Annotated in this window: 12 protein-coding genes; 8 read left to right on the forward strand and 4 right to left on the reverse strand. The window is 70.4% G+C overall.

The features are described from left to right. Window positions 1-72: 72 nt before the first annotated feature. Window positions 73-666 (forward strand): TetR/AcrR family transcriptional regulator, encoded by a 594-nt coding sequence (locus ATJ97_RS10935; RefSeq protein ID WP_098483768.1) that lies wholly within the window; start codon window positions 73-75, stop codon window positions 664-666. Between the two features lie 135 nt (window positions 667-801). On the opposite strand, the gene nrdF is transcribed toward ATJ97_RS10935, so the two are convergent. From nrdF to nrdH, 4 genes are all read right to left on the reverse strand, one after another. Then, on the reverse strand, window positions 802-1776 hold the full coding sequence (gene nrdF / locus ATJ97_RS10940; RefSeq protein WP_143426992.1) for a class 1b ribonucleoside-diphosphate reductase subunit beta: 975 nt from the start codon (window positions 1774-1776) through the stop codon (window positions 802-804). Between the two features lie 175 nt (window positions 1777-1951). Next, window positions 1952-4108, reverse strand: a complete 2157-nt coding sequence (gene nrdE / locus ATJ97_RS10945; protein WP_098483770.1) for a class 1b ribonucleoside-diphosphate reductase subunit alpha — start codon at window positions 4106-4108, stop codon at window positions 1952-1954. Continuing rightward, entirely contained in the window at window positions 4078-4494 is a 417-nt protein-coding gene (gene nrdI, locus ATJ97_RS10950; protein ID WP_098483771.1) for a class Ib ribonucleoside-diphosphate reductase assembly flavoprotein NrdI, read from the reverse strand. The genes nrdE and nrdI overlap by 31 nt, the downstream gene beginning before the upstream one ends. Window positions 4495-4595: 101 nt before the next feature. Then, window positions 4596-4844: a glutaredoxin-like protein NrdH gene (nrdH, locus tag ATJ97_RS10955; protein WP_098483772.1), complete on the reverse strand. Its 249-nt coding sequence runs from the start codon at window positions 4842-4844 to the stop codon at window positions 4596-4598. Between the two features lie 691 nt (window positions 4845-5535). On the opposite strand from nrdH, the gene ATJ97_RS10960 reads away from it, so the two are divergent. From ATJ97_RS10960 to mtnN, 7 genes are all read left to right on the forward strand, one after another. After that, window positions 5536-6177, forward strand: a complete 642-nt coding sequence (locus tag ATJ97_RS10960) for an ABC transporter permease (RefSeq protein ID WP_098483773.1) — start codon at window positions 5536-5538, stop codon at window positions 6175-6177. After that, a complete protein-coding gene (locus ATJ97_RS10965) occupies window positions 6170-7384 on the forward strand; it encodes an ABC transporter ATP-binding protein (protein WP_098483774.1) in 1215 nt (404 codons plus the stop codon). The genes ATJ97_RS10960 and ATJ97_RS10965 overlap by 8 nt, the downstream gene beginning before the upstream one ends. Window positions 7385-7485: 101 nt before the next feature. Next, entirely contained in the window at window positions 7486-8226 is a 741-nt protein-coding gene (locus ATJ97_RS10970) for an ABC transporter permease (protein WP_211287349.1), read from the forward strand. Beyond that, window positions 8226-9227 (forward strand): glycine betaine ABC transporter substrate-binding protein, encoded by a 1002-nt coding sequence (locus ATJ97_RS10975; RefSeq protein WP_098483775.1) that lies wholly within the window; start codon window positions 8226-8228, stop codon window positions 9225-9227. Before ATJ97_RS10970 ends, ATJ97_RS10975 begins: the two co-directional genes overlap by 1 nt. A 347-nt stretch (window positions 9228-9574) precedes the next feature. Next, window positions 9575-10612 (forward strand): enoyl-CoA hydratase/isomerase family protein, encoded by a 1038-nt coding sequence (locus ATJ97_RS10980; protein ID WP_098483776.1) that lies wholly within the window; start codon window positions 9575-9577, stop codon window positions 10610-10612. Between the two features lie 25 nt (window positions 10613-10637). Continuing rightward, window positions 10638-11096, forward strand: coding sequence for an S-ribosylhomocysteine lyase (locus ATJ97_RS10985; RefSeq protein WP_098483777.1), 459 nt, complete (start codon window positions 10638-10640; stop codon window positions 11094-11096). Then, window positions 11093-11845, forward strand: coding sequence for a 5'-methylthioadenosine/S-adenosylhomocysteine nucleosidase (gene mtnN / locus ATJ97_RS10990; protein ID WP_098483778.1), 753 nt, complete (start codon window positions 11093-11095; stop codon window positions 11843-11845). Before ATJ97_RS10985 ends, mtnN begins: the two co-directional genes overlap by 4 nt. Window positions 11846-11847: the final 2 nt, after the last annotated feature.

Genomic DNA, 11847 nt, shown 5'->3' on the forward strand with positions numbered 1-11847 from the left:
ACCTTCGGTCGATTGTTGGGCGGGGACCAACAATAACCCGTCGTCCAGCCCCGGGGACCGTACGATCGCGGTATGGGCACAGGACGCCGGGCGGGCCGGCCCCGATCTGCGTCCCGCGAGATGCTGGAGGAAGCGGCCTGCGAGCTGTTCCTCGAGAAGGGGTACGGCGCCACGTCCGTGGCGGACATCACCCAGCGCGCGGGCGTGAGCCGCAACACGTTCTTCAACTACATCCCGACCAAGAGCGACCTGCTGTGGACGTCGGTCGACGACGCGCTGGAGGCCCTGGCCGCGGATCTGGCCGCGACCGGCCGGGGCGACGGGCCGCGCGCCGCCGTGGCCGAGGTCCGCGACGCGCTGCTCCGGCTGGCCGCCGGGATGGAGCCCGGCACGGTCGTCCTGGCCTTCGCGAACGCCGAGCCGATGGGGGTGACCGAGGAGCTGGAGGAGTCCGCCGCCCGCCGCCAGGGCCGCGCGGGCCAGATCATCGCCGCCCACCTCCGCCGTCGGGGAGCCGAGGACCTCGCTGCCGACGTTCTCGGGAGGGCGCACGCGGGCGCCTTCCTCGCCGCGCTGCGGGCCTGGTCACGCTCCGCCGTGCCGCGCGAACCGTTCCCGGACATCCTCGCCCGCGCGCTGGACACCCTCGGCCCGCTCACCCGCTGAGTCGCGCGTGGCGCCTCGTACCGGCGCCCCGTGTCCGGGAGATGCCCCGCGCCCTGCCACACGGCTGCTGGTCGACGGAGACACCTCGCCCCGCCGTCGTACGACGGCGGGGCGGCACTCACGGGGTGCGTGGACTCAGAAGTCCCAGTCCTCGTCCTCGGTGTTGACGGCCTTGCCCATGACGTAGCTCGAGCCCGAGCCGGAGAAGAAGTCGTGGTTCTCGTCCGCGTTCGGGGACAGCGAGGACAGGATGGCCGGGTTGACGTTGGTCTGGTCCTTGGGGAACAGGCCCTCGTAGCCGAGGTTGTTGAGCGCCTTGTTGGCGTTGTACCGCAGGAACGCCTTGACGTCCTCGGTCAGCCCCAGCGGGTCGTAGAGGTCCTCGGTGTACTGCTCCTCGTTGTCGTAGAGCTCGAAGAGCAGCTCGAACGTGTAGTCCTTCAGCTCCTGGCGACGCTCGGGCGACGCCTTCTCCAGCGCACGCTGGTACTTGTAGCCGATGTAGTACCCGTGGACGGCCTCGTCGCGGATGATCAGGCGGATCAGGTCGGCGGTGTTGGTCAGCTTGGCGTGGCTCGACCAGTACATCGGGGCGTAGAAGCCCGAGTAGAACAGGAAGGACTCGAGCATGGTCGAGGCGACCTTGCGCTTCTCCGGGTCATCGCCGCGGTAGTAGTCCATGACGATCTGCGCCTTGCGCTGGAGGTTCTCGTTCTCCTCCGACCAGCGGAAGGCCTCGTCGATCTCCTTGGAGGAGATGAGCGTGGAGAAGATCGAGGAGTAGCTCTTGGCGTGGACCGACTCCATGAACGCGATGTTCGTGTAGACGGCCTCCTCGTGCGGGGTCACCGCGTCCGGGATCAGCGAGACCGCACCCACGGTGCCCTGGATCGTGTCGAGCAGCGTCAGGCCGGTGAACACGCGTGTGGTCATGAGCTTCTCGGCCTCGTTCAGCGTCGCCCACGACTGGATGTCGTTGGACAGCGGCACCTTCTCGGGCAGCCAGAAGTTGGACGTCAGGCGGTCCCAGACCTCGACGTCCTTCTCGTCCTGGACACGGTTCCAGTTGATCGCCTGGACGCTGCTGACCAGCTTGAGCTTCTCCGACACGGTGCGTGCCTCTCCTGTTTCGTCTTCCGGCGCGCGGCCGGGGTGTGTGGCGTTTCTCGGGAGCGGGGGCTGCCCGGGTGGGATCCTCCCACCGAGGGCCGACGGCGGAACCTGGCGTCCGCCGTCGGCCACTGCCTGCCACGGAGGAAATGACATCTCGCGGGCAGGGGGTGGGTCAGAGCATGCAGCTGACGCAGCCCTCGACCTCGGTCCCCTCGAGAGCGAGCTGGCGGACCCGGATGTAGTACAGCGTCTTGATGCCCTTGCGCCAGGCGTAGATCTGCGCCCGGTTGACGTCGCGCGTGGTGGCGGTGTCCTTGAAGAACAACGTCAGCGACAGCCCCTGGTCCACGTGCTGGGTGGCCTCGGCGTAGGTGTCGATGATCTTCTCGGGACCGATCTCGTACGCGTCCTGGTAGTACTCCAGGTTGTCGTTCGTCATGAACGGCGCCGGGTAGTACACGCGGCCGATCTTGCCCTCCTTGCGGATCTCCACCTTCGACACGATCGGGTGGATCGAGGACGTCGAGTTGTTGATGTAGGAGATCGACCCGGTGGGCGGCACGGCCTGGAGGTTCTGGTTGTAGATGCCGTGCGTCTTCACCGACTCCGCCAGCGCACGCCAGTCGTCCTGGGTGGGGATGTGCACGCCGGCGTCCGCGAAGAGCTGGCGCACGCGCTCGGTGCGCGGCTCCCACGTGCCGTTGACGTACTTCTCGAAGTACTCCCCGGAGGCGTACTTGGAGTCCTCGAAGCCCTTGAAGGTCCGGCCCTTCTCGATGGCGATCCGGTTGGACTCGGCCACGGCGTGGAAGGCGACCGTGTAGAAGTAGATGTTGGTGAAGTCCAGGCCCTCCTCGGACCCGTAGTGGATCCGCTCGCGCGCCAGGTAGCCGTGCAGGTTCATCTGCCCCAGGCCGATGGCGTGCGAGTCGTTGTTGCCGCGTTCGATGGACGGCACGGACCAGATGTGGGTCTGGTCGGCGACGGCGGTGAGCGCGCGGATCGCGGTGCCCACCGTCCGGCCCAGGTCCCCGGAGTCCATCGCCTTGGCGATGTTCAGCGACCCCAGGTTGCAGGAGATGTCCTTGCCCACCTCGGCGTAGCTGAGGTCCTCGTTGTACTCCGACGGCGTCGAGACCTGCAGGATCTCCGAGCACAGGTTCGACATGGTGATCCGGCCCTTGATCGGGTTGGCCCGGTTCACGGTGTCCTCGAAGACGATGTAGGGGTAGCCCGACTCGAACTGCAGCTCGGCGAGGGTCTGGAAGAACTCGCGCGCGTTGATCTTGGTCTTCTTGATCCGGCCGTCGTCGACCATCTCGTGGTACTTCTCCGAGACGCTCACCTCGGTGAAGGGCACCCCGTAGACGCGCTCGACGTCGTAAGGCGAGAAGAGGTACATGTCCTCGTTCTTCTTCGCCAGGTCGAAGGTGATGTCCGGGACGACCACGCCGAGCGAGAGGGTCTTGATGCGGATCTTCTCGTCCGCGTTCTCCCGCTTGGTGTCGAGGAACTTCATGATGTCGGGGTGGTGGGCGTGCAGGTACACCGCACCCGCGCCCTGACGCGCCCCGAGCTGGTTGGCGTAGGAGAAGGAGTCCTCGAGGAGCTTCATCACGGGGATGACGCCGGAGGACTGGTTCTGGATCTTCTTGATCGGGGCGCCGGCCTCACGGATGTTGGTGAGGGACAGCGCCACGCCGCCGCCGCGCTTGGACAGCTGCAGCGCGGAGTTGATGCCGCGGGCGATCGACTCCATGTTGTCCTCCATGCGCAGGAGGAAGCAGGAGACCAGCTCGCCGCGGGCGGCCTTGCCGGCGTTGAGGAACGTGGGCGTCGCCGGCTGGAAACGGCCGGCGAGGATCTCCTCGACCATGTTGGTCGCGAGCGCCTCGTCGCCGTCGGCCAGGGCCAGGGAGGCCATGACGACGCGGTCCTCGAACCGCTCGAGGTAGCGCTTCCCGTCGAAGGTCTTCAGCGTGTACGAGGTGTAGTACTTGAACGCGCCGAGGAACGTCTCGAACCGGAACTTCTTCGACCAGGCCAGGTCCCACAGCCGGGTGAGGAAGTCGAAGGAGTACTTCTCGAGCACCTCGCCCTCGTAGTAGCCCTCCTCCACCAGGTAGTCGAGCTTCTCCTTGAGCGTGTGGAAGAAGACCGTGTTCTGGTTGACGTGCTGGAGGAAGTACTGGCGGGCCGCCTCGCGGTCCTTGTCGAACTGGATGTTGCCGTCCGCGTCGTACAGGTTGAGCATCGCGTTCAGCGCGTGGTAGTCGAGCTCCGGTGCGCTGGCGACCTCTACGCCGGTATCTGTGAGCGTTGCTGCCAAAACTGCCCCAATCCCTCGCGGACGCGCGTGACGTCCTCGGTAGTTCCCATCAGTTCGAATCGGTACAGGTACGGGACCTTGCACTTCGCGGCGATGATGTCGCCCGCGAGGCAGTAGCCCGCACCGAAGTTCAGGTTGCCGGCGGCGATGACGCCCCGGATGAGCGAACGGTTGTGCTCGTCGTTGAGGAACCGGATCACCTGCTTGGGCACCGCTCCCCGGCCGTTGCCGCCGCCGTAGGTCGGGAGGACGAGCACGTACTCCTCGTCCGCGCGGAGGAACGGGTCACCCGGCCGCACGGGGATGCGGTCCGCGGGCAGCCCCAGCTTCTCCACGAAGCGGTGCGTGTTGTTCGTGACGGAGGAGAAGTAGACGATCCTGCCCATTCCTACCCTCCCGGTGCTCCAGACGGCGCCGCGGGCGGCGCAGTTGGTGCTCGGCCGGGCCACCGGGTCGCGATGACCCGGCCGAAGTTGAGTGGCGAACGTCAGGCGCTGAGTGCGGCGGCCTTGTGCGCCGCGAGCGCCTTGATCTTGTCGGGACGGAACCCGGACCAGTGGTCGCCGTCCGCGAAGACGACCGGGGCCTGCTGGTAGCCGAGCGCCCTGACGTTCTCGAGCGCCTCGGCGTCGGTCGTGATGTCCACGACCTCGTACTCCAGACCCTGCTTGTTGAGCGCCCGGTACGTGGCGTCGCACTGGACGCAGGACGGCTTGCTGTAGACGGTGATGCTCATCTGAGCCGGTCTCCTTGCCTCGTGCGTCGTCACTGGTCAGAAACGGTGTCTGACACTGGTGTAACCACAGGTGTGTGGTTCGGGTGAACTCTACGTCATCCCGGGTCTCGAACACTACAACTTGGGGTCCTTCTCCCCGAGGACCCCAAGATGATGTGGCGGTGCGTGTCGCGCCACTTTCCCTGTCCACACCACCGTCCGCCTTCTGTGGATTCGATTTCCCCATGTGGGGACACCCTGTGGACGACCGCTCCGGCAGCCCTGCTGACGTTGCGGGCCCACGACGGAAGACTTCCAGCGCCCACTGACATCGGGGCACCCCCAGCTCCGCGCACAGGGCTGTGGACCGGTCGCGCGGCGCGTCGTCCACACGTTGTGCATCTGGCACCAGGACTGACTGCCCAGACAGTGGAGATGCGGCTCCGAAATACCGGCGTGTCGAGGTCGCCCCGGCGTGTCGTCCGTCCCGGCACCGCCGGTGCCGACCTGGCCGGCCGCGAGTCGGCTTGGGCGGCCCGGACAGGAAGACCGGAGCAGTCGGGGCGAGGCCCTCCGGTCGCGCACACCCGCGAACACCTATATGGTCTGACGCCGCCCGTAACCCTGCCCCCGCACCGACTGCGGCGGCCGACCCGTCGCGGGCGGAACCGACACGGCGCCGTACCTCGGCGCAGGAGGAGACACCACCGCAATGTGGGACTACGTGCTCGAGCGACGCGGGCAGATCCTCTTCCTCTCGTACCAGCACGCGAGCCTGGTCATCCAGTGCGTGCTGCTCGCCACGGTGATCGCCCTGGTCGTGGCCGTCCTGGTGTACCGCAGCCCCCGGCTGTCCTCCCTCGCGAACTCGACGTCCGCGATCGGCCTGACGATCCCCTCGTTCGCGCTGCTCGGCATCCTGCTGGCGCCCTTCGGCTTCGGCGTGCTGCCCGCCGTCATCGCCGTCACCTTCTACGCCGCCCTGCCGATCCTGCGGAACGCCGTCGTCGGGCTCGCGGGGGTGGACCGCGCCACCGTCGAGTCCGCGCGCGGGATCGGGATGAGCCGGCTCGACACGCTCGCGCGGGTGGAGCTGCCGCTGGCCTGGCCCGTCATCCTCGCGGGGATCCGGGTGTCCACCCAGATGGTCATGGGCATCGCCGCCGTCGCGGCGTACGTCCTCGGGCCCGGTCTCGGCGGCTTCATCTTCTCCGGCCTCGCCCGGCTCGGCGGCGCCAACTCCGTCTACTCCACGCTCACCGGGACGATCGCCGTCGTCCTCCTCGCCCTCGTGGTCGACCTGCTGCTCGTGCTCGTCGGCCGCCTCACCATCCCCAGGGGGATCCGTGCCTGAGACCACCGCACCCACCGCACCCGGCGTCGGCGCAGCCGCCGGCGACCGGCGCGAGACCGCCGACGCCGGCACCACGGGCGTCTCGATCCACCTCGAGAACGTCACCAAGCAGTACCCGGGGCAGGCGCGGCCCGCCGTGGACAACATCGACCTCGAGATCCGCGCCGGCGAGATCCTCGTGCTCGTGGGGCCGTCGGGCTGCGGCAAGACCACGACGATGAAGATGATCAACCGCCTCATCGAGCCCAGCTCGGGGCGGATCGTCGTCGACGGCGAGGACGTCACCCGGACCGACCCGGACTGGCTGCGCCGCCGGATCGGCTACGTCATCCAGGCGGGCGGCCTGTTCCCGCACATGACGGTGGGGGCGAACGTCGCCCTGGTGCCGGGCCTGCTCAAGTGGGACAAGGCCCGCACCGCGGCCCGGGTGGACGAGCTGCTGGACCTCGTCGGCCTGGACCCGGACACCTATCGCGACCGCTACCCGCGCGAGCTCTCCGGCGGCCAGCAGCAGCGGGTGGGGGTCGCGCGCGCCCTGGCCGCCGACCCGCCGGTGCTGCTCATGGACGAGCCGTTCGGCGCGGTGGACCCCATCACCCGCCAGCGGCTCCAGGACGAGCTGCTCAACATCCAGGAGGAGCTGGGCAAGACGATCGTCATCGTCACCCACGACTTCGACGAGGCCGTCAAGCTCGGTGACCGCATCGCGATCCTTGACGTCGGCGCCCGGGTGGTCCAGCTGGACACCCCGGAGGAGATCCTCGCCAACCCCGCCGAGGACTTCGTCACCGACTTCATCGGCAAGGGCGCCGCCCTCAAGACCCTCTCGCTCACCCGGGTGAGCGACCTGCCCCTGCAGCAGGGGACGACGGCGAAGATCGGGGAGTCCGGCCCCGACGCCGCCGCCCGCGCCCGGGCCGCCGGCGACAGGCACGTCGTCGTGCTGGACGGACGGGGCAGGCCCCGGCGCTGGCACCCGGTGGACGAGCTCGAGGCCGAGACCACGATCGCCGGCACGCTCGACGACATGCTGCCGACCCTCGCGCGGCGCTCGACCCTGAGCGAGGCGCTGGACACCATGCTCACGGCCTCGCAGAACGGCGTCATCGTGACCGGCCGCCGCGACGCCTACCTCGGGTTCGTCACCGTCGACCAGGTCATGTCGCACATGACGCCGGACGCCCCGGCGCAGGAGGCGGCGTCGTGACGGCGCAGGCGGACGCCGGGCCGCAGTCCGGGGCCCGCCTGCCCGCCCCTGCCGCGGGCGGGCCCGGCCGCCCCCAGGACGCCGGCGCGGTCGAGGCGGCCATCGAGTCCGCCGAGGGCGGGCGGTCCTGGCGCAGCCTGCTGGTCCAGCCGGTCCTCATCGCCGTCGTCCTGGCGGGGTACTTCCTCTGGCTGGCGACGGCGGAGCTCTCCGACGTCGAGAGCCGCCCGCTCTCCTGGGGCTCCCTCGGACCGGCCATCGGCGAGCATCTGCGGCTGACGTTCGTCTCCGCCGCGATCGTCGTCGTTCTCGCTGTGCCCCTCGGCATCCTGCTGACGCGTCGGCCCTTCCGCCGGCTGGCCGGGCCGGTGATCGCCGTGGCTAACGTCGGCCAGGCGGCGCCCGCCATCGGGCTCATCGTCCTGCTGGCGATGTGGCTCGGCTTCGGGCCGTGGACCGCCGTCGTCTCCCTGGTCGCGTACGCCGTGCTCCCGGTGCTGCGCAACACGATGGTCGGCCTGGGCGGCGTCGACGAGCGCCTCGTCGAGGCCGGCCGTGGCATGGGCATGTCCGCCCTGTCGGTGCTCCTGCGCGTCGAGCTGCCCCTGGCCGTGCCGGTCATCCTCGCCGGGGTGCGCACCGCGCTCGTGCTGCTCGTGGGGACCGCCACCCTCGCCGTGTTCATCGACGGCGGCGGGCTGGGCATCCTCATCACCACCGGCATCAACCTGTACCTGCCCAACCTGCTGGTCTCCGGCGCCCTGCTGGTGGCGCTGCTGGCCCTGCTGATCGACTGGCTCGGCCGCGTCGTCGAGCACGTCGCCCACCCCCGAGGACTGTGATGACCCACCGGACCCCCCGCCGCACCCGCACCGCCGCCGCCCTGGCCGCCGCCACCGCCGCCCTCGGCCTGGCGGGCTGCGGGCTGCAGCCGGCCACCGGCTACGTCCCCGCCGTCGCCCCGGCCGCCATCGAGCCGATCGACGGCGCCGAGGAGGTCTCGGTGAGCGTGGGGTCGAAGAACTTCACCGAGCAGCTCATCCTCGGCAAGATCGCCGTCCTCGCCCTGCGGGCCGCCGGCTTCCAGGTCACCGACTCCACCAACATCCCCGGCTCCGTGGCCGCCCGCGAGGGCCAGCTGGCCGGGGACACGGACATGCAGTGGGAGTACACCGGCACCGCCTGGGTGGTCTACATGGGCAACCAGGGCATCCCGGACCAGCAGGAGCAGTGGCAGGCGGTCCACGACGCCGACCTCGCCAACGGGCTGACCTGGCTGCCGCCCGCCCCGATGAACAACACCTACGGGTTCGCGATGGGCCCCGACGCCGCCGCGGAGCTGGGGATCACCGCGTTCTCCCAGGTCAAGGAGCTGCCGGTCGAGGAGCGCACCTTCTGCGTCGAGAGCGAGTTCCGCAGCCGCGACGACGGCCTGGAGCCGATGCTCGAGCACTACGGCATCCCGCTCGACTCCCCCGACGGCGTCCCCAGCGACAACATCCGCGTCATGGACACGGGCGCCATCTACGCCGCCACCGCGAACGGAGCCTGCAACTTCGGCGAGATCTTCACGACCGACGGGCGCATCCTCGCCCTCGACCTCACCGTGCTCGAGGACGACGCGGCGTACTTCCCGTCCTACAACGTGGCCGCGTACCTGGGCACCGACCTGGTCGAGGAGTTCCCGCGCGTCACCGAGGTCTTCGAGCAGATCACCCCGCTGCTGACCGACGAGCTGCTCATCGAGCTCAACGCCCGGGTCGACGTCGACGGCGAGGAGCCGGCCGACGTCGCGATGGACTGGATGGTCTCCGAGGGGCTCGTCAGCCACCCCGAGGGCTGAGCTGGCAGCCGGGCCACGGGCCACCTGCCACCTGCCACCTGCCACGATCGCTACAACTTCGGTGCGATATGGGCGTCGAAGTTGTAGCGTTCCGGCGCCCGGTGCTCGTGATGTCCCAGCGGTCCCGACGCGACGGGACCCGACGGCGCAGGGCGTCGAAGTTGTAGCATTCCGGCGCCCGGTGCTCGTGATGTCCCAGCGGTCCCGACGCGACGGGACCCGACGGCGCAGGCGCGCCGAGTCCTCACCGTTGCCGCGACCCGCACCCGCCCTGCGGCCGTCTCGGTACTCGACCGCGACACCAGGCACCGCGGTCGCCTGGCGGCCCGGCGTGAGAAGGTGACGGCATGAAGGTGAGGTCGTGGACCGACGGGACGGTCGGTCGCCTGGAGCTGGACCGGCCGGCGGCGCTCAACGCCCTGGACCTGGACATGATCCGCGGGCTGCGCGAGGCGCTCGACCGCTGGCGGAGCGACGACGACGTCGCCGAGGTGGTCATCACCGGGGCCGGCGGGCGGGCGTTCTGCTCCGGCGGTGACGTCCGCGCGGCGCGCGAGGCCGTCCTCGCCGGGCGCGCGGAGCTCGCGGACACGTTCTTCGCCGAGGAGTACGCCCTCAACGGCGCGATCGCCGAGCTCCCCAAGCCGTACGTCGCCGTGATCGACGGCGTCGCGATGGGCGGCGGCCTGGGCGTCAGCATCCACGGCAGCGCCCGCGTGGTCACCGAACGGGCGGCGCTCGCCATGCCGGAGACCGCGCTCGGCTTCACCCCCGACGTCGGCTCCACCTACTTCCTCTCCCACCTCGACGGCGACCCCGCCGGAGCCGTCGGCCGCTACCTCGCGCTGACCGGCGCGCGCATCGGCGCCGCCGACGCCCTCGCCCTGGGCCTGGCCACCCACTTCGTCCCGGCGAACGCCGTCGACGCCCTCCTCGACGACGCCGGGGCCGAGGGGACCGCGGCCGCCCTCGCCCGGCACGCGGCCGACCCGGCGGAGGCCGGCGAGCCGTCCCTGGCGCCGTACCGCGACCGGATCGAGGCGACGTTCTCGGCCGGCACGGTGACCGAGATCCTGGAGCGGCTGGACGACGCCGGCGACGACTGGGCGGCAGGCACCGCGGCCGCGCTGCGCATCATGTGCCCCACCTCCCTGGTCGTCGCCCTGGAGCTGCTGAAGGCCGGCGCCGCCTCCACGCTGGGGCAGTGCCTGGAGAACGAGCTGCGCGCCGCCGTCTGGCTCATCGCCCGCCCCGACTTCGCCGAGGGCGTGCGCGCCGTCCTGGTGGACAAGGACCGCAAGGCATCCTGGTCGCCCGCGCGGGTGGACGAGGTGGACGCGGAGCAGATCCGCGCGCTCCTCGTTCCCGCGCCCGCCGCCGGATGACACCCCAGACCCGAAGGAGCACCCCATGCCCATGAACGTCGAGAGCTTCAACCTCGACCACCGCACCGTCGCCGCGCCGTACGTGCGCGTCGCCGACACCAAGCAGCTGCCCGGCGGTGACGTGCTGACCAAGTACGACGTGCGCTTCTGCCAGCCCAACGTCGACCACCTCGAGATGCCGGTGGTGCACTCGCTCGAGCACACCTTCGCCGAGCACGTGCGCAACCACTCCGACGACGTCGTCGACTTCTCCCCCATGGGCTGCCAGACGGGCTTCTACCTGCTGCTGGTCGGGGACCACCCCTACGAGGAGGTCCTCGACCTGGTCGCCACCACGCTGCAGGACGTCGTCGACGCCACCGAGGTCCCCGCCGCCAACGAGACGCAGTGCGGGTGGGCCGCCAGCCACACCCTGACCGGCGCCCAGGACGCCGCGCGCGCCATGCTCGAGCGGCGCGAGGAGTGGGCCCAGGTCACGGCATGACCGAGGGCCACAACCCCACCGGCGACCCCGGCGCCGAGGCCACCGCGCCCGGCCACGGCCCGCGGGTGGACGCCGTCGTCGTCGGGGCGATGGACGAGGAGATCCGGCCGTACTCCCGCCGCGCCACCCAGGCCGGCCCGGTGGTCCAGCGCGGCAACGCCCGCGGCCAGGTGGTCACCATCGGCGCCGCGACGCTGCTCATCGTGCGCAGCGGGATCGGACTGGTCAACGCGGCGTCGGCGGCCGTCGCCGCCCTCTCCCAGGCTCGCGCACGCGCGATCGTCTCGACCGGGTCGGCCGGGGGCCTCGCCCGCGGTGTGGAGGTGGGGGACGTCGTCGTCGGCGACCGCTACACCTACGCGGGTGCCGACGCGACGGCGTTCGACTACGTCCGCGGGCAGGTGCCGGGCATGCCCGTCGCCTACGACGCCGGCCCTGACCTGCTCGCCGCCGCCTCCCGCGCGCAGCTGCCGCTCGGCACGCTGCGCGTCGGGCAGATGGTCTCCGACGACTCCTTCGTCACCGACGTCAACGTCGCCGAGGTGCGCGCCCACTTCCCGGACGCGCTGAGCACCGACATGGAGACCACCGCCCTGGCGCAGGTGGCCCACTCCTACTCGCTGCCGTTCCTCTCGGTGCGCGGCATCTCGGACCTGTGCGGGCCCGAGGCGGACCAGGACTTCCACCTCGGCGTCGACGAGGCGGCCGAGCGGGCCGCCGTCGTCGTCCTGGCGGCGCTCGGGGCCTAGTG

Origin of the sequence: Georgenia soli (genome assembly GCF_002563695.1) — a bacterium.
GTDB classification, from domain to species: Bacteria; Actinomycetota; Actinomycetes; order Actinomycetales; family Actinomycetaceae; genus Georgenia; species Georgenia soli.